At 63.0% G+C, this 22,215-nt stretch carries 19 protein-coding genes; 10 read left to right on the forward strand and 9 right to left on the reverse strand.

What is annotated here, in order from left to right; translation table 11 throughout:
• From MUM_RS0121000 to MUM_RS0121020, 5 genes are all read right to left on the reverse strand, one after another.
• Positions 1–2,100, reverse strand: a complete 2,100-nt coding sequence (locus MUM_RS0121000; RefSeq protein ID WP_010173710.1) for an acetate--CoA ligase family protein — start codon at positions 2,098–2,100, stop codon at positions 1–3.
• 18 nt (positions 2,101–2,118) lie between these two features.
• The gene (locus tag MUM_RS0121005; protein ID WP_010173712.1) at positions 2,119–3,279 is read right to left on the reverse strand and encodes an acyl-CoA dehydrogenase family protein; all 1,161 of its coding nucleotides are present in this window, start codon (positions 3,277–3,279) and stop codon (positions 2,119–2,121) included.
• Between the two features lie 41 nt (positions 3,280–3,320).
• Positions 3,321–4,112 carry an enoyl-CoA hydratase/isomerase family protein gene (locus MUM_RS0121010; protein ID WP_010173714.1) on the reverse strand — a complete coding sequence of 264 codons (792 nt, stop codon included), beginning with the start codon at positions 4,110–4,112 and terminating at the stop codon, positions 3,321–3,323.
• Between the two features lie 153 nt (positions 4,113–4,265).
• Positions 4,266–4,904, reverse strand: coding sequence for a TetR family transcriptional regulator C-terminal domain-containing protein (locus tag MUM_RS0121015; RefSeq protein ID WP_010173716.1), 639 nt, complete (start codon positions 4,902–4,904; stop codon positions 4,266–4,268).
• 41 nt (positions 4,905–4,945) lie between these two features.
• Positions 4,946–5,704, reverse strand: a complete 759-nt coding sequence (locus MUM_RS0121020) for a class II aldolase/adducin family protein (RefSeq protein ID WP_010173719.1) — start codon at positions 5,702–5,704, stop codon at positions 4,946–4,948.
• 131 nt (positions 5,705–5,835) lie between these two features.
• Between MUM_RS0121020 and MUM_RS0121025 the strand changes: the two genes are divergently transcribed.
• From MUM_RS0121025 to MUM_RS0121040, 3 genes are all read left to right on the forward strand, one after another.
• Positions 5,836–7,791 carry an oxidoreductase gene (locus MUM_RS0121025; protein WP_010173720.1) on the forward strand — a complete coding sequence of 652 codons (1,956 nt, stop codon included), beginning with the start codon at positions 5,836–5,838 and terminating at the stop codon, positions 7,789–7,791.
• Positions 7,767–8,357 carry a helix-turn-helix domain-containing protein gene (locus tag MUM_RS0121030; protein ID WP_177325008.1) on the forward strand — a complete coding sequence of 197 codons (591 nt, stop codon included), beginning with the start codon at positions 7,767–7,769 and terminating at the stop codon, positions 8,355–8,357. The genes MUM_RS0121025 and MUM_RS0121030 overlap by 25 nt, the downstream gene beginning before the upstream one ends.
• Before the next feature lie 314 nt (positions 8,358–8,671).
• Positions 8,672–9,499, forward strand: coding sequence for a hypothetical protein (locus tag MUM_RS0121040; protein WP_010173723.1), 828 nt, complete (start codon positions 8,672–8,674; stop codon positions 9,497–9,499).
• 14 nt (positions 9,500–9,513) lie between these two features.
• Here the strand turns inward: MUM_RS0121040 and MUM_RS0121045 are convergent, their stop codons facing one another.
• From MUM_RS0121045 to MUM_RS0121055, 3 genes are all read right to left on the reverse strand, one after another.
• The gene (locus tag MUM_RS0121045) at positions 9,514–10,269 is read right to left on the reverse strand and encodes an outer membrane protein (RefSeq protein WP_010173724.1); all 756 of its coding nucleotides are present in this window, start codon (positions 10,267–10,269) and stop codon (positions 9,514–9,516) included.
• Between the two features lie 133 nt (positions 10,270–10,402).
• Positions 10,403–10,954 carry a DUF3455 domain-containing protein gene (locus MUM_RS0121050; RefSeq protein ID WP_010173725.1) on the reverse strand — a complete coding sequence of 184 codons (552 nt, stop codon included), beginning with the start codon at positions 10,952–10,954 and terminating at the stop codon, positions 10,403–10,405.
• 135 nt (positions 10,955–11,089) lie between these two features.
• Positions 11,090–11,788 (reverse strand): hypothetical protein, encoded by a 699-nt coding sequence (locus tag MUM_RS0121055; RefSeq protein ID WP_010173726.1) that lies wholly within the window; start codon positions 11,786–11,788, stop codon positions 11,090–11,092.
• Positions 11,789–12,013: 225 nt separating this feature from the next.
• On the opposite strand from MUM_RS0121055, the gene MUM_RS0121060 reads away from it, so the two are divergent.
• The 7 genes from MUM_RS0121060 to MUM_RS0121090 all read left to right on the forward strand — a co-directional run bounded on the left by MUM_RS0121060 (position 12,014) and on the right by MUM_RS0121090 (position 20,470).
• Positions 12,014–12,877, forward strand: a complete 864-nt coding sequence (locus MUM_RS0121060) for a hypothetical protein (protein WP_238535548.1) — start codon at positions 12,014–12,016, stop codon at positions 12,875–12,877.
• 43 nt (positions 12,878–12,920) lie between these two features.
• A complete protein-coding gene (locus MUM_RS0121065) occupies positions 12,921–13,799 on the forward strand; it encodes a c-type heme family protein (protein ID WP_010173729.1) in 879 nt (292 codons plus the stop codon).
• A 10-nt stretch (positions 13,800–13,809) separates the two neighbouring features.
• On the forward strand, positions 13,810–15,237 hold the full coding sequence (locus tag MUM_RS0121070) for a serine/threonine-protein kinase (protein ID WP_010173731.1): 1,428 nt from the start codon (positions 13,810–13,812) through the stop codon (positions 15,235–15,237).
• Positions 15,234–16,049 (forward strand): PP2C family protein-serine/threonine phosphatase, encoded by an 816-nt coding sequence (locus tag MUM_RS0121075; protein WP_010173733.1) that lies wholly within the window; start codon positions 15,234–15,236, stop codon positions 16,047–16,049. Before MUM_RS0121070 ends, MUM_RS0121075 begins: the two co-directional genes overlap by 4 nt.
• A 136-nt stretch (positions 16,050–16,185) precedes the next feature.
• Complete coding sequence (locus tag MUM_RS0121080) at positions 16,186–17,574, forward strand: amidase (protein ID WP_010173735.1); 1,389 nt, start codon at positions 16,186–16,188, stop codon at positions 17,572–17,574.
• Between the two features lie 94 nt (positions 17,575–17,668).
• The gene (locus MUM_RS0121085; protein WP_010173737.1) at positions 17,669–19,021 is read left to right on the forward strand and encodes a citrate-proton symporter; all 1,353 of its coding nucleotides are present in this window, start codon (positions 17,669–17,671) and stop codon (positions 19,019–19,021) included.
• 102 nt (positions 19,022–19,123) lie between these two features.
• Positions 19,124–20,470 (forward strand): OprD family outer membrane porin, encoded by a 1,347-nt coding sequence (locus MUM_RS0121090; protein ID WP_010173738.1) that lies wholly within the window; start codon positions 19,124–19,126, stop codon positions 20,468–20,470.
• Positions 20,471–20,473: 3 nt separating this feature from the next.
• Here the strand turns inward: MUM_RS0121090 and MUM_RS0121095 are convergent, their stop codons facing one another.
• The gene (locus tag MUM_RS0121095) at positions 20,474–21,376 is read right to left on the reverse strand and encodes a LysR family transcriptional regulator (protein ID WP_010173740.1); all 903 of its coding nucleotides are present in this window, start codon (positions 21,374–21,376) and stop codon (positions 20,474–20,476) included.
• Between the last annotated feature and the right edge of the window lie 839 nt (positions 21,377–22,215).

A 22,215-nucleotide genomic window follows, 5' to 3' on the forward strand; every position in this document is an offset into this window, starting at 1 on the left:
TCACGCCTGGGCGAGACGGATCAATGCATCGACCGCCGTGGCGCCCCGGGCATTGACCAGCAATGGGTTTACATCCAGTTCCAGCAACTGCCCGGCGTTGGCGCAGGCGTAGTCGGCCACGGCACGAATCGCCGCCACCAGCGCCTCCATGTCGGCCACTTCGCGCCCGCGAAAGCCTTGCAGCAATGCAGCGCTGCGCAGGCTGAGCAAGGCATTGCGGATCGCATCGTCGGTGGTCGGCAGCAACAGGCTGCGGCTGTCCTTGAGCAATTCCACGAGAATGCCACCCGCGCCGATCACCAGCGCCAGGCCGAAGTCGTTCTCGCGCTTGATACCCACAATCAGTTCGGCCAATGGTGGCGTGGCCATGGATTCCAGCAGCAGGTGATCGAAGGGTACGTCCGGCGCATAGGCCGCGATTTGCTCGCGCATCTGGATTAGCGCGGCGCTCAAGGCGAGGCCGTCGCGCAGGTTGAGCGCCACCGCGCCGGCTTCGGTTTTATGCGGCAGGTCGGCGCTGACTGCCTTGAGCACCAAGGGGTAACCCAGCACGCCGGCATCGGCAATAGCTCGCTCCGGTGTACTCAAGATACCTGCCGGCGTGCTCAGCCCGAACGCACGTAAAGCCTGTTTCGAATCCCACTCGTTAAGCGACTGCCCGTGTGCTTCAAGCGCCTGAGGACACAGAGGGACCAGTATCGACTCACCCCGCGCCAGGAGCGCCCGACGATTGTTCTGGTAGTCGGCAATCCGGCCCCAGGCCGCCAGCGCGTCTTCCACGCCTTGCAACGCCGCAACACCCTGGGCATGCAGGCGCTCGCGAGCGTGGGCCGGCAGCAATTCGGGGAATGCCGAGGTGACAAACCCGGTCTTGCCGTGACGGGCCAGCGCGCTGCAAAACAGCTCCAGCAACAGGTCGCATTCCTTGCGTTCACCGGTATATTCCGCCGGATAGTCGAGCACCAGCATCGCCGCATCCGCGTCGGTGCGCAGTGCCGTGTCGAGCATGCTGTTGAGGGCGTCGCGGTTGCCCCAGATGGCCGTGGTGAAATCCAGCGGGTTGACCAGGTTGGCGTAACTGGGCAGTACCTGCGCCAGCTCCGAACGCTGGCCTTCATCGAGTTTCGGCAGGCTCAGGTCGTTGCGTTCGGCGTAGTCGGCAATCAACCCGGCATCGCCACCGGAGCAGGCCAGGGCGATCAGGCTGTTGCCCGCCGGCAAATTGCCGCAGGCCGCCGCTTTCAGGGTTTCGACAAAACTTACCGGCCCGCTCACCCGGATCACACCCAGGCGCGCAAACAGGCTGTCGTAGAGCGCATCGGAGCCCGACAACGAACTGGTATGACTCAGGGCCAGCTCCGCGCCGATCTGCGACACGCCGGTTTTCAGGGCGATGATCGGAATGCCTTTTTCCAGCGCCTTGTGAGCTGCGCGGGCGAAGCCAGGCACATTCTTCAAGCCTTCCAGGTGCAAGCCGATGGCCGTCACACGCGGCTCATCCAGCAGCACATCCATTAACTCGGCGACACCCAATTGCGCCTGGTTGCCCACCGACGCCATATAGGCCACGGGCAGCGAACGGTCGCTCATGGAGAGGTTGTAGGCAAAGTTGCCGCTCTGGGTCAGCACCGCAACGCCCTTCTCTACCGGTTTGCCGCCATGGGCCACCGGCCACAGTGCGGAGCTGTGCAGGTAATCCAGCAAGCCGTAGCAATTGGGGCCGAGCAGTGCCATCTCGCCCGCCGCCTTGAGCAGTTGTTGCTGCAAGGCCTGGCCCTCGGCGCCGGTTTCGGCAAACCCGGAGGCGTAGCAGATGGCGCCACCGGTGCCGATGGCCGCCAGTTCGGCGACACAGGTCAACGTCAGCTCGCGATTGGTGGCGATGAACACCGCGTCCGGGCCACACGGCAAATCGGCCACACGGCGCACGCAGGGAATGCCATCGAGGCTGTCATGTTGCGGGTTGACCAGCCACATCTGGCCGTCAAAACCACCTTCGGCGCAGCGCTTGAGGGCGCGGGCCATGCTGCGCCCACCCACGAACGCCAGGTGACGGGGCGCCAGCAGGCGCTTGAGATTGTCGCGAATAGCCTGGGACATAAGCGTTCTCCCACCCGATCAGCGCAACAGCGGCCGCAACAGCTCGCGGGCAATAATGTGGCGCTGGATTTCCGAAGTGCCTTCCCAGATCCGCTCGATCCGCGCGTTGCGCCAAATGCGCTCCACCGGGCCTTCGTCCATCAAGCCCATGCCACCGTAAATCTGCACGGCCTCGTCGGCGACCTTGCCCAGTACCTCACTGGCAAACAGCTTGGCCATGCCGGCTTCGCCATCGGTCATGGTGCCCTGATCCATCTTCCAGGCGGTGTTCAGGGTCAGCAGCTCGGCCGCGCGGATTTGCGTGGCCATGTCGGCGAGCTTGAACGAGATGCCTTGATAGGTGCCGATGGGCTGGCCGAACTGTTTGCGGTCTGCCGCCCATTGCAGGGAAACGTCCAGCGCACGCTGGGCCTGGCCGACGCAGTTGGCAGCCACCATCACCCGGCCTGCGGTCAGCCAGGCGTTGGCCACTTCCCAGCCCTTGCCGACTTCGCCGAGGACTTTGGAGGCCGGTACGCGGCAGTCGTCGAAGAACATTTCATAGGTGTGGTAGCCACGGTTGCTGACGCACTTCGGGCCCCGGCGAATGGTCATGCCCGGCGTGCCGCGGTCCACCAGGAAGGAGGTCACGGCGTTGCGCGGGCGGCCGTTGTGTTCGTAGGTGTCGGTGACGGCAAACACGATGGCGAAATCCGCGTGGCCGGCGTGGCTGATGAAGTGTTTGCTGCCGTTCAGCACAAAGTCATCGCCGCTGCGCACGGCGCGGGTCTTGATCGCGTTGGCGTCGGAACCGGCGCCCGGTTCGGTCAGGGCAAAACAGTCGATCTTCTTGCCCTGCACACACGGCAACAGGTACTCGCCAATCTGCGCACCGGTGCAGGCCATGAGGATTTTCGACGGCCGGGCAACAAACACATGCAGTGCCCAGGAGACCTTCGACAACTCCCGCTCGATCAACGCCTGGGACAGGTAATCCAGGCCGCCACCGCCGACCTCTTCCGGCATGTTAAACGCATAGAAACCGGCCGCGATGGCCTTGTCACGAATCTGCGCGGCAAGTTCCGGCGAGACTTCATCGGCACGGTCCACCGCCTCCTCGTGGGGCAACAACTCCTTGGCAACAAAACTGCGTACCGCGTCCACCAACATGTCTTGTTCTTGGCTGGGCTGGAAATTCATGGCGCTACCTGTCGATCGTTCGAGGGTGTTTTGAGGAGGGACTATTTGCCGGAGAAATTCGCTGGGCGCTTCTCCATCGAGGCACGCAGGGCTTCAGCGCCGTCGGCACTGCGCCCGCAGAGCAAACCGGCGGCGAGTTCAGCCTGGAGCTGCTCGGCCAGGCTGCGCCCGGCGCCTTCGCGGATAAGGGTTTTGGTTTGGGCAAAGGCGAACGTCGGGCCGTTGGCGAGGCGCGTGGCCAGGTCGGTGACGTGGGCGTGCAATTGCTCATCGGCGACGACTTCACCCACCAGGCCGGCGGCCAGGGCACGGTCGGCGCTCCACAGTTCGTCGAGGAACAGCAAGCGCTTGGCCTGTTCGCTGCCGATCAAGCGTGGCAGGTGCCAGCTGGCACCGGCGTCCGGCGAGTAGGCCATGCTGGTGTAGCCGGCCTTGAAGCGCGCCGATTGCGCGGCCACACGCAGGTCGCAGCACAGGGTCAGGTCCATGCCGGCGCCGACCGCCGTGCCGTTGATGGCGGCGATGGTGGGTTTATCGAGGGTGTGCAGGCGGGTCATCAGGGCGTGGGCGGTTTCGGTCCAGCCGTAGGTTTCGAGGGCGCCACGGGCTTCGGCGTCGGCCCACTCAGCGAGGTCGGCACCGGCGCAGAAGCTGCGACCGCTGGCGGTCAGCACCACCACGCGCACGGCCGGGTCGCTGTTGAAACCGTCCAGCAACGCCTGCAGGTGCTTGAGGGTCGGGATGTCCAGGGCATTGCGCTGGGCGCCGCGATTGAGGGTGATCCAGGCAACGCCTGCTTGCACTTGAGTGAGCACGGACGGATCGGTAGTCATGGAATCCTCGAATTATTTTAATTGGCTTGAGGGGTGCGACATGGGGCGATACTAAACGAGTGTTCAGCAAGGAGGCAATCGGGTAACTGCAAATATTTTTCGAGGGGGAATGCCGGCCTGAACATTGCGTCCAGCCGGCGAGAATTCGTCAGTTCAGGGTTTGATCCGGAAGCGCTGGCGGCCGCCAGCCTGCAAGCCATCGACCCACGCTTCGCAGATCTGGATGCCCTGCTCCGGGGTGAACGTACCGGGGTTGAGCCCCGATTCCAGCCACAAACCATCGAGCAAGGCGCTCAAGGCAATCGCTGCCAAATCCGCGTCGAAACGCTCCCAGGCTTCTTCAGCAGCCATGTCCACCAGGGCCGAACGCATGATGGTGCGGTACTCGCCATAGGAGTGTTCGTGGGCCTGATTGATCGCCGGGGCGGTCTTGACCGCGCCCCAGAACACCAGCCAGGCATCCAGCAGTTGCGGGTCCAGCAATTCAGGGGAAAACGAGCCGCGAAAGAACGCCGAGAGCCGCTCCCGCGGGCTGGGCGGTGCCTTGGCCATGGCATCACGCAGCAGATCCATCACCTGCCGGGTAATCGACCGATAGGCCTCGGCCACCAGCTCATCCTTGCCCGAGTAGTGATGGCTGATCAGCCCCACCGACACCCCGGCTTCGGCGCTGATCTTGCGGATCGACGCGCCCTGGAAGCCGTCGCGCTTGAGGCAGGCCAATGTCGCCTGGACCAGATTGGCCTTGCGCAACTCCGGTTCCATGCGGGAGAAACGGGATTCCTGGGTCATGAGGCGGTGTCCTTGGGTTGAGTCGGCTGGACGACTCTACCTCACTCCCGGAACCCCGGCGACACCCGATCCAGCAACCGCAGCAATGCCGCCCATGCCAGCTGCATGGCATCCAGGTCCGCCAGCTCACCCTCTTCCAGTGGCCGGCCCGGGTCATTGAACTGGCGCTCGGTGTGTTCGCACACAGCCGCAGGCGGCAGGATCAGCTTGCCGCAGGCCTGGGCGGCGATCTGGATATCGCAGGCCTTTTCCAGGTAATACATGCGCAGGAACGCCTGGCTGACCGTCTCCCCCACCGTCAACAGGCCGTGGTTGCGCAGCATCAACACCGGCTTGTCACCGAGGTCGCGAACCAGGCGTTGTTGCTCGTCCATGTCCAGCGCCACGCCTTCGTAGTCGTGATAGGCGACCTTGCCGTAGAACTCCATGGAAATCTGGTTCACCGGCAACAGCCCGCATTCCAGTGCCGCCACTGCACAGCCGGCGCGGGTGTGGGTGTGCAGCACGCACTGGGCGTCTTCGCGAGCCCCGTGAATGGCGCTGTGGATCACAAACCCCGCCGGGTTGACGCCATGGGCCGACGCCTCGACCGCGCGCCCGTCCAGGCCGATTTTTACCAGGCTGGAGGCGGTGATCTCCTCGAACATCAGCCCATAGGGGTTGATCAAAAAGTGGTGTTCGGGCCCCGGAATGCGCACCGAGATATGGGTGAAGATCAAATCGCTCATGCGAAAGTGCGCGATCAGCCGGTAGCAGGCGGCAAGCTCTTCACGCAGGTGTTGTTCGGTGGCGCCAGTCATTTTTATTCTCCAGGCGGGTGGGTGATGGGGCTGACGCTAATCCAGTCATCAGTAAAAAAACAAGTTGATTTTTTACTGAGGCTGACCTCCTATAGAAAAATAATAACAACAGTGCCTGGAGTATCCGCACCATGTCGCCCCATGCCTTTCCGCATCTTTTTGAACCGTTGGTACTGCGCGGCAAACGCCTGAAAAACCGCATCATGTCCAGCGGGCACGACACCTCGATGCCCACCGACAACCGGGTCAACGAACAGCTGATCGCCTACCACCGGGCCCGCGCCGAGGGCGGCGTGGGGCTGATTGTGTTGCAGGTCGCCGGGGTGCACGACAGCGCCCGCTACACCTCCCATGTGCTGATGGCCACCGATGACAGCTGCATCGACGGCTACCGCCAACTGGCCGAGACCTGCCATGCCCACGGCACCGTGGTGCTGTCGCAGATTTTCCATCCGGGGCGGGAAATCATGGAGTCGGCTGACGGCTTGCTGGCGGTGGCCTACTCGGCTTCCGGAGTGCCAAACGAGCGGTTTCGGGTGATGCCCCGGGCCCTTGACCAGGCGATGATCGACGAGATCGTCGCGGGCTACGGCGCGGCGGCGAAGCGCCTGTATCAGGCCGGGATTGATGGTGTGGAGGTGGTCGCCAGCCATGGTTATCTGCCGGCGCAGTTTCTCAACCCGCGAGTGAACCGTCGCACCGACGGCTACAACGGCGAGCTGGAACAACGCCTGCGCTTCCTGCGGGAAATCATCGCCGCAGTACGGTCCGCAACCGACGAGCATTTCATCATCGGCCTGCGCATTTCCGCTGATGAGCGCGACCCCGAAGGCCTGACCGAAGAGGACTCCCTGGCGGCCGTGCAACGCCTTCAGTCAGCGCTGGATTACGTGCACATCGTCGCCGGCACCTCGGCCTCCCTTGGCGGCGCGATCCACATCGTGCCGCCCATGGCCATTGCCCCTGCGTACCTGGCGACAGAGGCGGCGACGTTCAAGGCCAGCCTGTCGATTCCGCTGTTCGTCACCGGGCGCATCAACCAGCCCCAGGAGGCTGAACTGATGCTGCAACGGGGCCAGGCCGACGTGTGCGGCATGACCCGCGCGCTGATCTGCGACCCCCGAATGCCAGCCAAGACCTCAAGCGGCCATGCCGAAGATGTACGGGCGTGCATCGCCTGCAATCAGGCGTGTATCGGCCACTTCCACAAGGGTTTGCCGATCTCCTGCATCCAGCACCCCGAGACCGGCCGCGAATTGCAGTTTGGCCAGTTGCAACCGGCACTGCGACGCAAGCGGATCATGGTGGTCGGTGGCGGCCCGGCGGGAATGAAGGCAGCCGCGGTGGCGGCGCAACGCGGGCATGCGGTGACCTTGTATGAAGCCAGCGCCCAGCTGGGCGGCCAGGTACTGCTCGCGCAATTGCTGCCACGTCGCAGCGAGTTCGGCGGCGCCAGTACCAACTTGCAGCGCGAGATGGAACTGGCCGGGGTCCGCGTGGTGCGCAATACCCGCGTCGACCGCGCGTTGGTGGCGCGCGAACAGCCCGACCAGGTAATCATCGCCACTGGCGCCGAGCCCTACTGGCCGGCCTTCGAACGCGGCGGCGAATTACAGATGGTGGACGCCTGGCAAGTGCTACGCGATGAGGTTCCGCTTGGCCGTTCGGTGGTGGTGGTGGATTGGCGTTGCGACTGGATTGGCCCGGGCATCGCCGAACGCCTGACCCGCGCCGGCCATCAGGTGCAACTGGCAGTGAACGGCACCCATTGCGGGGAAAACCTCCCGTTGTACGTACGTGATCAACTGGCCGGTGAACTGCATCGGCTGGGCATTCCGATCATCCCTTACGCCCGTTTGTACGGCTGCGACGACACCACCGTCTACCTGCAACACACCGCCAGCGGCGAGCCGATGTTGCTGGAAAATATCGACACCCTGGTGTTGTGCCAGGGCCATCAGCCAGTGGACACTCTGGGCGCAGAACTGCAAGGCCAGGTGGCGTTCACGCGTATCGGCGACTGCCTGGCGCCGCGTACCGCCGAAGAGGCGATTTATGAAGGATTGAAGGTAGCGTGGGACATTTGAACGACCAACCGCCACAGCTGTTTCTCGGCACCCGCATCCGGGGCTTGCGCAAGGCCCGGGGCATGACGCTCACCGAATTGGCACAGAGGAGCGAATTGACCGCCGGCTACATCAGCCAGCTGGAACGCAACCTCGCCTACCCGTCGATCCCGGCGCTGTTCAATATCGCCCGCAGCCTGGGCGTGACGATCCAGTGGTTTTTTGCCAGCGAGACCACGCCGGCCGCGGAGGACGAAGGCTTTGTGGTGCGCAAAAACAATCGCCAGAGCATTCACTATGAAGATGGCATCGTCGACCAGTTGCTGACACCCCTGCCCAATCACCAGCTGGAAATGCTCCATTCGCGCTTTCCGCCGGGGACCTATAGCCAGCAGAGTTATAGCCATGAGGGCGAAGAAGCGGGTTATGTGTTGAGCGGGAAATTCGAGCTATGGGTGGGTGAGCGGCATTTTCAGCTGGATGAAGGGGACAGTTTCAGCTTCCCCAGCAGTGAGCCCCATCGGTATGGCAACCCCGGGAAGGTGGATGCGGTGGTGATTTGGGTGATTACGCCGCCGACGTTTTAGGCCGCTGGAGCAACTGAGGACGTTTCCTACGATACATGGAGACTTCTGGATGGGAGCCATCAGTAGTCTGCTAAAACGACTCTTGCTATAAAACCGGTTACTACTTTTCGAGGGCACCGGTCATGTTTGAGTCATTTGCGTGGTTCAAGAAACCCACTGAAGAAGATCTGGAAAATATCCGGGCTATCAAGCGATACAAAACCATGAGGATTGTGGGTGAGTGGGGTATTTCGGTCGACCCTTCGGAAATCACCAACTCGCCCGAGTTCAAGGAACACAAGCGCAAGGTACGTGAACTGATATTTAAATAACCCATGGGACTACTGCTGATACTGCCGTTACTGGTGAGTGGCTATTTGGTGTGCCTGAAACACCCTGGCCATTACTGCCGCCTTCACCGCTTTGAGGGCCAGTTACTCTATTTACAGGTCGCGCGATTGGGCTGGACCTGCCTGATACTGTCGTTCGTACTGACCACATTGATTCTTTGCCTGTCCAAACAGCCACTGCAACTGGCAGGCCACACCATCCCCATTGATTACAGCGCCTATCTGGGCAATCTGCTGGTAGAGCTGGACATCGCCACCGATAGAAATCATGGCCTCTGGGTCTTTTTGCTCCAGGTCGGTCTGACAGCCATGATTATTCCGTACTTCTGGGCTCGACTATTTGTTCGTTGGCGTCGTCAACGGCTGCAACTTGCTTCAGAGGAAGAGCTGAACCAGCAATTGATGCTGGAGCTTCTAACTGGCCGCCCCCTCAGAACACTGCTCAGAGAATCCATAGCGCGCGGTTCTCAATGCATGTTCACGCTGAACGATCGGAACGTTTATGTGGGTGTTGTTTCATCTATTTGCGAACCAAATGAGTCCGAAGGTATAGATCACGCCTTCAGCCTGATTCCGACCTGCAGCGGCTACCGAGACAAAGACACTCTGGAGATCATCCTCGATACCGAATACCCGGATGAGTCTGACGCTGTTTCCATCATGCTGCTTCAGGAAGCGGTGGTGTCAGCTTCCCGCTTTGACCCAGCAACATGGGTGTCTTTCCAATCCCGCAAAAAACCAAAACCCCGGCCAAGCCGCGTCTATCACAGGCATTCGCCACGCCCGAAAACAGCCTCAGGCGCCTGCGCCTGAGGCCTTGCTACCGATCAATCAAACTTCCAGTTCAACCCCACCCGCAGCATCTGCCCGTCATTCTTGAATTTCGAGTCATAACCCGTGCCCGCCCCACCGCTGCCCGGAATCACTGCCACGTTCAGCTTGTCTTCGCCCAGGTCGTAGTACAGGTATTCGGTCTTGATCGACAGGTTTTGCGTGATCGCCTGTTCGATACCTGCGCCCACTGTGTAGCCCATCTTGAAGTGACTTTGATCACCGCTGAACTGGGTATTGCCGGTAGGGCCAAACATATCCACGCTCTGGCTGGTTTCGCCATACGCCAGGCCCGCGGTGCCGTAGATCAACGTATGGTCAAAGGCGTAACCCAGGCGACCGCGCAGGGTGCCGAGGTATTTGATCTTCGACTCAAACTTGTTGTTCAGCGCCAGGTGCGTATTCAGTTGCGAGGTGCCGATGTTGCGGCTGTCTTGCAGGTCGGTGTGGGAGATATCGGCCTCGACGCCCGCCACCCATTGGCCGAACTGGTAGTTGTAGCCAATCTGCGCACCACCGACGAAGCCGTTACGGTCCAGGTTCACCCGACCCGGACGCGCGCCACCGTTGATATTGGCAATATTCGGTGCCGCCTGGCCTTGGGTATTGACGTCGCCGTCACCCCCGAAGCCAACACCGGCGTTCAAGCCACCGTAGAAACCGGTCCAGTCAGTGGCACCGCTTTCAGCCGCCTGGGCACACGTCGAGGCAACAAGGGAAACCGCCGCGACAGCGAGTAAACGAGTGATCATGTAAAGCTCCTATCATTATTGGTTGAATTGCAGGCACAGCTTCGCCGCACACCGATGGCTACCGGCGCGAGGCAAGAAAACGTTCAGAGGGTGTTACGACCGAGCCGAGCGGCCCGGGGTGACGCAGTAATGATTACTGGCCGAGAAAACGGTAGTCGGCGCGGTAAGGCTCTACGTGCAAATCGCCGTCGTGCTCACAACGGCCGCTGAATACGCCACCTTCGGTGTGCAGCCGTTGCACCGCCACCACCGGTGACAGCCCGCCAACGCCTTGATGGCTCACCACATCCAGGCGCAACAGCGAAATATCCCGCCCCGTTGCCCCCGGCGCCTGGGCAGCCACTTTGCCGACCACGGCGCTGCGATCATCCAGCTGCCAGGTCGGCCCCGCAAAGTGCCGGCCCACCGTCTTGCCATTGATCATCAGCGTCGCCAGCGGCTCGCGAAACTGCCAGGTCAACTGGCCGTTGCCGTCCTTAGCGCAGTTGTAGATCTGCACACCTTCGGCCCGCACGGTCATCAGGATCGTCTTCGCGTCACCGCTCAACGGGTCGGGCAGGTCCTGCGCCTGCGCCCTTTGGGCATCGATGGCACAGGCGATCAACACGACCATGCCGATCACTTGCAACGCCAGCAGCGCCAGGCGATTACGGCGTGCCACAACATCAGGGTCGGTGCTGCTCATCACGCGCCTGCCAGGGAGAGTTTTAAGAAACGTCAGTGCAATCATCTTGAAGTCCGTCGAGGGTCAATTGTCAGCGTCTGCAGGATGAACAATCAGCCATCAGTTTTTATTCCCGATTATTTTTCAACCGGGGCACTACCAGACTTCAACCTTGAGTTCGGTCAGCCGGCTGGCCGGCATCGGCAGGGCCTTGCCGCTGTGCACCACGCCATGGCGCGGCGACTCGCGCTTGAGGTTAGGCACCGGGATGCGCCCGCCACCGCGTACGGTTTGCGCGCCGTTCATTTGGAATTTGCCATAGGCAAAATTCAGCCCCACGCCGTTCTGGCGCTGGAAATAAATCCACCAGCGGCCTTCTTCGAACTTCATGAACGCAAAGCCCCGGGGATAGGCGTCCTCGCCATAGTCATCAAAGGTCATCGCCGTGGCGAAGCCCAGCCCGTGGCCGTCGAAGCGGCTGAGGTATTCCTTGTTCAGGTAATCGCTGCCGCCCTGCACGTGGAACACCCGGTAGGTGGTGTCGTCGATATGGTCGATCAGGATCGAACAGCCACTGAAATCCGGAGTGAACACGTAGCCCGTGGCGCCCGGGTTGGCGGGGATATCGCAAAAACTGCCCTGGGGCACCCAATGGCCCATCAGCGGCCGTTCGATCTTGCCGTACTCACCGGGTTTATCCAGGGTGGCCAGGCGGTAGCCGCCGGCTTTGTGGTCGTTCACGTCGAACACGTTGATGCCCGCGATCAATCCCGAAGGAATGCGCTTGGCGGTCATGAAGTTCTGTTGCAGGAAGAGCTTGGTGGAGGAAAAGGCGTTCATGCACTGGGTGGTCATAGGTGCTCCTGACGAGAGGAAAGTCATCGGTCTCGCGCCAGCAAAAAGCGGCTGCCTGAATCACGCGAAACCATGAGAAGAACACCCTCCCTCGGCGCTTTATTCCATGATTTTGCTCAATCGGATTGCGCCGGATCCATACGCAAAATTGCCTTATTGCCCAGGCCCCGCAACGGGTAGCCTGCGGCCCTGCGATGCCTTGCGCACGCAACCCCGACTCGCTCGATGACTGGCGCCCACGTGAAGAAACTTTCGATACTCCTATTGCTCGCCGGGCTGTTTCAGCTGCCGCACGTGCTTGCGGCCCCGGCCACTATCGCGGTGATTTCCTTTGCGGAAAAACCCCTGCACCTGATCCGTGCCACCACCCTTTACACCATCGGCGCCGGCACGCGCCTGCAAGGCGGCGACATTCTGCAAACCGGCGGCACCGGCATCCAGATCGAAGGGCTGGCACCGGCCATCGTCGCCCTGGGGCCCGACACACGAATCCTGATCGCCACCAACAGCAAGGCCGCACAAATCAATCTGCTCAGCGGCTGGTTGAAGCTGCAACCAGTGGCTGCAAGCGCCCATGCCAGCCTCGCAGTCAACGCCGGTGGTCTGGCGTTCAACGTGACCAACAGCGCCAGTGTGATTCATGTCGGGCCACGCCAGAGCGAAATGTTCGTCGAAGACGGCCGCCAGCCTGTCACCGAACTGGACAACCACGGCAAGGCCGGCCGCACCCTCACCCTGAACCACGAAGACTTTGCCCAACGCGCCGGTGACGCCCCCCTGAAAACCACCGCCCGCCCGGAACAGGCGTTTGTCGACGCCCTGCCCCGGCCCTTCCTTGATCCGTTGGTGGCGCTGGGTAAAAAAATCCCTGCCGCCCCCGCGCTGAAAAAGGAACGCGACGTCACCTACGAAGACATCGCGCCCTGGGTCGTCAGCCCGCTGAACCTCAGCCAGCAAATGCTCGCCAGCCGTTTCGCCCCGCGCCTCACAGACCCGGCCTTTCGCCAGGCCGTGAAGACCAACCGCGGCGGCGTGCTGGAGTGGGAGATCGAACTGCTGCGCCTGGAGCGCCGGAAAAACCCTCATTAACGGCCTGCCCGTCGTTCAACCTTGCCTGCACCCAAGGGGCCTTATGAAATTGTCGCTCGCGGTAAAATTCAACGTGGTGTTCCTCGCCGTCTTCGTGGTCGGTTTCATTGCCACCAGCGTCGCCACCCACTACATGCTGCAACAAAGCGCACGCCGGGAAACCCTGGAAACCGCGCGCCTGCTGATGCGCTCGGCCACCGCTGCGAGCACCTACACCGCCGAGCAAATCGTGCCGCTGCTGGAAAACCGCCTGAAATTCCAATTCCTGCCCCAGTCGGTGCCCGACTTCGCCGCCATCTCGCACCTGCAGGAATTGCTCAAGTCCTACCCGGACTACGCCTACAAGGAAGCCACCCTCAACCCCACCAACCCCCGGGACCTGGCCGACGACTGGGAAAAAAGCCTGATCAACAACCTGCGCAACCAGCCCACCACCGATGAACTGGTGGGCGAGCGCACCGACAAGGACGGCCCGTCGCTGTACATCGCGCGACCGATCCAGATCAAGGACGGTGCCTGCCTGGCCTGCCACAGCACCCCGGACGCGGCGCCCAAAACCATGGTCGACATCTACGGTGCGGTGAACGGCTTTGGCTGGAAACTCAACGACACCATCGGCGCACAACTGGTCTCGGTGCCGCTGGCCCTGCCGTTGCAGCGGGCCAACAGCATGCTCCACAGCTACATGCTGTCGATGCTGGGGATTTTCGCGGTGCTGCTGGTGGCCTTGAACGTGGCGGTGCACCTGTTTGTCACCCGGCGCCTGCGGCAGATGTCGGCCCTGGCCGATCGGGTCAGCCTGGGTGAAACCGACGTGCCGCCGATAGACGTAAGCGGCAACGATGAACTGGCACGCCTGGGCCAATCCTTCGGGCGCATGCGCACCAGCCTGGCCAGCGCCATGAAAATGCTTGAGGAGTAGGTGCACCGCCATGCTTGAACAACTCGGCAAATACCGCATCGACAGCGTGCTCGGCAAAGGGGCCATGGGCACGGTGTACAAGGCATTCGACCCGCACATCGCCCGCACCGTAGCGCTCAAGACCATCCGCAAAGAGCTGTTCGGCGACAGCCACCACGCCGAGCTGGTCAGCCGTTTCAAGAACGAAGCGCAGGCAGCGGGCCGGCTGATGCACCCCAATATCGTCGCGGTCTACGACTACGGCGAAGACGAGGGCTCGGCCTACATCGCCATGGAATTTGTCGAAGGCACACCGCTCAACACCGTGCTGGCCGCACAAACACCGCGCGAGCTGAGCCACAGCCTGGGCTGGATGCGCCAATTGCTGCTGGCCCTGGAATACGCGCACTCCAAGGGCGTGGTGCACCGCGACATCAAGCCGGCCAACCTGCTGATTACCGCCGACGATCAGGTCAAGGTCACCGACTTCGGCGTGGCCCGCCTGGACTCATCGACCCTGACCCAGACCGGCTCGATGATCGGCACTCCCAGCTACATGTCGCCGGAGCAATTCTGCGGCGAACTGATCGACGGGCGCTCGGACGTCTTCTCCGCCGGCATCGTGCTCTATCAACTGTTGACCGGCGAGCGACCGTTTTCCGGCTCGGCCACCATGGTCATGCAGCAGATCCTCAACCAGACACCGGTGGCACCGTCGAGCCTCAACCTGGCCCTCGACCCGGCGCTGGACAGCGTGATCGCACGCGCCCTGGCCAAGCGCCCGAGTGAACGCTACCCCTCGGCCCAGGCCTTTCTCGATGACCTGCAAGCCTTGATCGGCAGCACCACCACCGGCACCTGGATCAACGCCGAGATCGACGACGATCGCACCGTGCTCATGCGCCCCAACCAGAGCCTCGGCGTGCACACCCCGCCGACCACGGCGACGGCGGCCACCGAGCCTTTGGAAACCCTCACCCCGTGGAAACTCGCGGTGATGCCGGAATTGGAGTCGCTGCTGTCCCACCAGATCGGCCCACTGGCGCGCTTTCTGGTGCGCAAGAGCCTGAACGCCTCGCAAGATTTCGAAGCGGTATGCGCCGCGCTGTTGCCGCACATTCCCTCGGAACGCGGCCGTGAACAGTTTGCCAGCGCCAGCCAGTCGCTGTTCCAGCGCTTGAACCCACCCACAGCGGCCCCGGCACCGGTCAGCGAACCGACGGTGGTGACGCTGATCCGCGACCCCACCCACGCCCTCGAACCCGGGATCGATCCGGCCTTCAGCGAAATGGCCGAACGGCGCCTGGCCGTGCTGATCGGCCCCATCGCACGCATCGTCGTCAGCCGTGCCGCACGCACCACGTCCCTGCGCCAGGCGTTCCTGCAACGCCTGGCCGAACACATCGAGAACGAGGCCCACCGCCTCGCCTTCCTCCACAGCTTTGAGCCCACCCCATGACCGACTCCAGCCTCAGCCCCGCTGGCCCGCACCGCCTCGCCACGGCGATTGCCTGCGGCCTGAGCGACGTCGGCCCGGTACGCGAGAGCAACGAAGACAACTTTCTGCTGGATACCGACCTGCAACTGCTGGCGGTGGCCGACGGCATGGGCGGCCACGAAGCCGGCGCCCTGGCCAGTGCAATGGCCCTGACCTGCCTGCGGGAGCATCTCAACGCCCACGGAACCGACGCACCGGCCTACTCCAGCGACCCCGATGCCACTTGGTCCGACCCGGCAATGCACGCCGTGAGCGTGCTGCACGACGCCATCGACCAGGTCAATGCCCAGGTGTACGCCCGCAACGTCGCCCGGCAGATGAGCGAAGGCAACGGCATGGGCACCACCCTGACCGGCCTGTGGCGCCCGCACCACCCAGGCCCGCTGCTGGTCTTCCATGTCGGCGACAGCCGACTGTACCGTTACCGCGACGGCGAGTTGGCGCTGTTGACCCGGGACCAGACCTGGTACCAGCAGGCGCTGGAGGCCGGCAAGGTCGACCGCCTGCCGGCGCGCAACTTGCTGTTGCAGGCCATCGGGCCGGCGGCACGGGTCGAACCGCAGATACGCGTACAGCCGGTGCTGCCAGGCGACCTGCTGATGCTCTGCAGTGACGGCCTGCACGGCTGCGTGCCCCATCAGGAAATCGCCCAGGTCCTTGCCGCTGCCACCCGCCACACCCTGCAAACCGCCTGCGAACGCCTGCTGGACCTGAGCGTGGAGTACTCCGGGCGGGACAACGTCACCGTGCTGTTGGCGCTTTACGACCACTAGCGGCACGCTGTCAGTGCACACAAAAACGCAACACTGAACTGCATCGATTGTGATGGCCGCGCCACACCCGGGTTTATATAGTCATGCCTACTGCAACCCGCCATGAGCCACCCGGCCCATCCCAAGGAAGCGTTCGATGACTGACCTGCACACCCTTACGGCCGCCGAACTGCTGGCGCAATTCGCCAGCCGGCAACTCGCGCCCATCGACTATTACGACCAGCTCCTGGCCCATATCGACCGCTGGGAGCCGCAGATCAACGCGCTCTACGCCTTCGACCCGCAGCAGGTGCGCCAGCAGGCCCAGGCCTCCACCGAACGCTGGAACAAGGGCCAACCCAACGGCGCCCTCGACGGCGTGCCGGTGACCCTCAAGGAATTGATCGCCACCGAAGGCGTGCCCATTCCCCTTGGCAGCGCCGCCACCCGCCTGACCCCGGCCCTCAAGGACGCACCGCCCGCCGCCCGCATGCGTGAAGCGGGCGCGATCATTCTGGCCAAGACCACCAACCCGGATTTCGGCATGCTGTCTTCCGGTCTGTCGAGCTTCCATGGCATCACCCGCAACCCGTGGAATACCGCCAACAACACCGGCGGCTCCAGCTCCGGTGCGGCCGCTGCGGCCGCCGCCGGCTATGGCCCGCTGCACGTGGGCACCGACATCGGCGGCTCGGTGCGCCTGCCCGCCGCCTGGTGTGGCCTGGTGGGGTTCAAGCCGACCCTGGGGCGCATCCCCATCGACCCGTACTACACCGGCCGCGCCGCCGGCCCCATGACCCGTACCGTCGACGACTGCGTGCTGCTGATGCAACACCTGGCCCGCCCCGATGCCCGCGACGCCACCAGCCTGCCCCCGCTCACCACTGCGTGGAGCAACCAGCCGCTGTCTGTCAAAGGCCTGCGCGTCGGCCTGATGCTTGAGCCCGGAGTGGGCATGCAGCCGGAAGGCTTCGTATGTGAAGCCGTGGAGCAGGCAGCGCGATTGTTCGAAGCCCATGGCGCGAAGGTCACGCTGATCCCGCCGATCATGGACCGCAACCAACTCGACGGCCTCGACCACTTCTGGCGCGCTCGCCAGTGGGGCGACTTATCGGCCCTGAGCAGCGAGCAGTTCGACAAGGTCTTGCCCTACATCCGCGACTGGGCCGCGCCGGGTGCCGAGATCAGTGGCGTACAGGCCGTGAAGGGCTTCAACCAGACCTTCGAAATGCGCCGCCGCGCCGCGCAGGTGTTCAACGAACTCGACCTGGTGCTCTCCCCCACCAACCAGGTCAACGCCTTCCCGGCCGAGTGGCCGTCACCGAGCAACGACCCGCAATTGCCGTTCGAGCACATCGTGTTCACCGTGCCCTGGAACATGGGCGAACAACCGGCGCTGTCGATCAACTGCGGTTTCGCCGCCGATGGCATGCCCATCGGCCTGCAGATGATCGCCCCGCGCTTCGCTGATCAATGGCTGCTGCAAATCGCTAAAACCTACGAGAGCTGGCGTGGCGCAATCCACCACTGGCCGAATCCTTCCTGACTTTGACGCTGTAAGAACTGCCCACCCACACGCCAGCTCCGGGCCTCACCGGCCGGGAGCTCGGACGACCTATAACTAAAATCGAGGGGCTGGTATGCACACTGAGCAATTGACACGAACCGATCCTGATCACGCACCCGAAACACCGTCTCCGGACGCCGGCAAAAAGAGCATCTTCGCCGTGGTCCTGGGCAACGCCGTGGAGTTTTTCGACTTTGGTGTGTACGCAACCTTTGCGGTGATGATCGGCCACACGTTCTTCCCGTCCGACAGCGCCTTCGTCAGCTTGATGCTGTCGGTCACGGCCTTCGGTATCGGCTTTATCGTCCGGCCCCTGGGCGCAGTACTGATCGGCGCCTACGCCGACCGCGTCGGGCGCAAACCGGCGATGCTGTTGACCCTGGTGATGATGGCCGTGGGCACCGGCAGCATCGCGATATTGCCCGGCTACGAGACCATCGGCATCGCCGCGCCGATCCTGCTGGTGGTCACCCGCATGATTCAGGGCCTGGCCTGGGGCGGTGAGGCCGGCCCCGCTACCACCTACATCCTCGAAGCTGCGCCACCGCACAAACGCGGCACCTATGCCTGCTGGCAAGTGGTTGCCCAGGGCGTGGCCGCCATGGTGGCCGGGCTGGTGGGCTTCACCCTGACCAAAGTCATGTCCCCGGAAGACCTCAACAGCTGGGGCTGGCGCGTACCGTTCGTGTTCGGCCTGCTGGTGTTGCCGATCGGCATATACATCCGCCGCAACCTTGCCGAAACCTTCCACGGCCATGGCGAGCAGACCAGCACCGGCGACCTGGTGCGGGAAGTCTGCGGCAAACACCGGCGCGCACTGGTGCTGGGGTTGCTGATTCTTTCCGGCAGCACCATCACCCAATACTTCCTCAACTACATGACCACCTTCGCCCTCACCGAGCTGAAGCTGCCCACCAGCATCTCCATGCTCTCGACCCTGGTGGCGGGCGCTGCCATGGCCGTGTGCGCAGTGGCTGGCGGCATGCTCTGCGACCGCTTCGGGCGCCGGACGATCCTGATGACACCCCGGGTGGTGTTGCTGTTAATCCTGTTCCCGGCCCTGCAACTGATGACCGAGCACCCAAGCCCTGCGACCTTCCTGCTGACCCTGGCCGTACTCTCGGGCCTGCACGGCATGAGTGGCGCGGCACTGATCGTGCTGCTGGTGGAAAGCTTCCCGAAATCCGTGCGCTCCACCGGCTTCTCCATCGTCTACGCCTTCGGTGTGGCGGCGTTTGGCGGCACCGCGCAGATCATCATCACCTGGCTGATCGGCACCACCGGTGACCCGATGTCGCCGGTCTGGTACCTGCTGGTCGCCAACCTGGTGTGCCTCACCGCCGCCTGGTTCGCCAAGGAAACCCGCCCGCCGCTGCCCGGCAGCCCGGCCCGCGAAACCCGGCTCACAGAAGCCCCGGTTCGCTGAACACCTTTTTCCCACTGTCCCGCGTCTTTTCGCCACCGACCGGCAGCGCCCAAGGGCCTGCCGGGACGGTCGCCTTACGTCTGATTTGTATGGGGATTTACCATGTATCCACGTCTTTTGCTGGCCGTCACTCTGGCGTCCAGCACCCAGGTTTTCGCTCAGGACAACGCTCAAGCCAGCGCACCGGGCTTCCTCGAAGGCAGCACCCTGGACCTGAACCTGCGTCACTACTACTCCAACCAGCACACTAAGCGCACCACTCACCTGAGCATCAAGAAAGCCGGCGGTATCGAACCTACCCGCGTGCGGGAAACCTGGGTCCAGACCAGCATGCTCAAGTACAGCTCCGGCTACACCCAGGGCCTGATTGGCGTGGGCGTGGACGCGGGAATCTTCAGCGCGGTCAACCTGGAGCGCGGCCACGGCAAGGTGGCCAATGGCGGCGACCGGGTGCTGGTGGATGGCGACGGCGACGCGATTCCCACCTGGAGCCGCCTGGGGGTGGGCGACGTGCGTTTTCGCCTGTCGAGCACCGAGATCAAGGCCGGCCGGCTGATGACCGACAACCCGATCCTGCGCTACAAAGACAACCGCGCCCTGCCCTCCAGCTTCCAGGGTGTGGGCCTTTTCAGCAACGAATTCGACTGGCTGTCGGTGCAGGGCGGCAGCTTCGAACGGGCGATCCCACGCACCGGCACCGGCGCCGAAAAACTCACCACCACCTTCGGCAACCGCGCCTACACCGGCTCACGCATCAGCTACCTGGGGGCCACGGTCAAGCCGGGTTACGGACTGGAAGCCAGCGTCTACGCGTCGCGCTTCGAAGACATGTGGGACCAGACCTACGTCGGCCTGACCCACCGCATCGGCGACAAAAGCGACATCGCCTTGAAGACCGCCTTCAACTACTACCACACCAGCGACTCGGGGGACAAAAACCTCGGCTACATCGACAACAACGCCGCCAGCCTGGCCTTCACCGCCACGCACCTGGCCCACAGCCTGACCCTGGCCTGGCAGCAGGTGTTCGGCAACGAATACTTCGACTACGTGTGGGAGTCCACCGGCAACTACATGGCCAACTCGCTGTACTCGGACTACAACGGCCCCAACGAAAAGTCCTGGCAACTGCGCTACGACCTGGACTTCGCCGCCTACGGCGTGCCCGGCCTCACCGCCAGCCTGTGGCACGCCAAGGGCTGGGACATCGACGGCACCCACTACGACGGCGACCGCAACGGCCACAACACCGGCTACAACGTGCGCAGCCTGGACGGCGCCAAGCACAACGAAAACGGCTTGATGCTGGCCTACGTGATCCAGTCGGGGCCGCTCAAGAACAGCGTACTGCGCACCATCGTCTACAACCACCGCGCCAGCGGCGGGCAGATTGACGGCAGCTACGACGAGTTCCGCCTCGTCGCCAATGTACCGATCAATATCTTCTGAGGCTCAGTTCAACGAACAGCGCTGCATCGCCCCCGCCAGCATCTCCTGGCACTTGAGCACCGCCACCGAGCGGGGGCGGTTGCGGTACACACACAGGTCGATGCGGATGCGCCCGAGGTCTTCATCGGCGATCGGCACGGCTACCAGGCCGTCACCCAGGTCACGCACGTCTGCCTCTACCTGGGGCAAAATCAACACGGCTGCCCGTTGCCGGGCCAGGCTCTTCTGCACTTCCAGGGAGCTGGTGGTGAACACCGGTTCGAGGGTCACACCGCGTTTTTTCGCGGCCACTTCCAGGGCCTGGCGCACGCCGTAAGCCGAGTCGGGAATCGCCAGGGGCTGGCCTTCCAGTTCGCTCAATTCGATGCTGTCGCGCTGGGCGAAGGGGTGTTCGGCGCTGACCAGCACCCGGTGCCATAACTGGCAGTGGGCGGTGACTTCGACGTCGGCGCGCTCTTGCAGGTAGAACGCCAGGCCCAGGTCGGCTTCGCCGCTGCACAATGCGTCGAGGGTGGCGGAGGCGCTGGCGATCACGATGTTGAAGGTGACCTTGGGGTGGGCGCGGTAGAACGTGGCGAGTACCGGTGCGAGTACGGTGGAAACGATACTTTCTGACACATGGATGCTGATGTTACCGGCCACCTGGCTTTGGCGGCTGGCGATGACTTCGCGCACCTGGTCGAGGCCGCGCAGGGTTGAGGTGACTTGTTCGGCGAGGCATTCGCCCTCGGCGGTGAGGCGGATGCCGCGGGGGCCGCGTTCAATCAGGGCGGCGCCGAAGAAGTGTTCGAGGTGTTCGATCTGGCGGCTGACGGCGGTTGGGGTGACGTATAGACGCTCCGCCGCTTTACGCAACGAAGCGCAGCGGGCGACCTCGTGGAAATAGCGCAAGGCGCGTAGTTGCATGGCGGGGTGTTCCTTTTTTTGGGGCTCGGGGTGGGGGGGGAGGCAATTACTGCGCCAGCTGTTCTGTTTTGGGTACATATCCATTTCTTCGGTAACGGCTGATTAGGGTTTCGCTCTTACAGCGACTCACTTTGGAAAAGCCCCAAAGTAAGCAAAGGGCTCTGCCCCGCCTGTCGGCACCTCGCTAAGGCTCGGTGTTCCCTCACTCCGGCATTGCTCCGCGGGCCGCCGCGACGGGGCGTCCCTGCCCCGTCGCGGCTAAACCGGCGTCCTGCCGGTTTACCCGCTCCTCAATCCCTGCGTTCGGCCTCGGGCTTATTGGGGCAGTCAGATCAAGATCAAAAGCAAGAGCACAGCGGCCTACAGGCCGGCTTGAGTGGTAGAAGCCAGAGCAGCTGAGACTGCCAAGGCACACAGGGAAAACCAAATCTGAAACTGATGCAGCCCTGCTTTTCTGTGGGAGCTGGCTTGCCTGCGATGCAGACAACTCGGTCTCTCAGGTACACCGAGGCGATGCTATCGCAGGCAAGCCAGCTCCTACAGTTGGACCGTGCCCGCTTTAGATTTTGATGTTGCCTTTGCTTCACACCACTCAAGCCGGCCTGTAGGCCGCTGTGTTCTTGATCTGCTTTTGATCTTGATCCTAGGCGCCCCGTTAAACCACGCTGGCCGAACGCAGGCTTTGGAGCGTGGGTAACCCGGCAGGACGCCGGGTTAGCCGCGCTGGGCCAAGGATGGCCCATCGCGGCGGCCCACGGTCCAAAGCCGGAGTGAGGGCACACCGAGCCCGAGCGAGGTGCCGAGTGGTGGGGCAAGAGCCCTTTTGGTTACTTTTGGGG

The sequence above is a fragment of the Pseudomonas sp. PAMC 25886 genome (assembly GCF_000242655.1).
In the GTDB taxonomy this organism is placed as follows: domain Bacteria; phylum Pseudomonadota; class Gammaproteobacteria; order Pseudomonadales; family Pseudomonadaceae; genus Aquipseudomonas.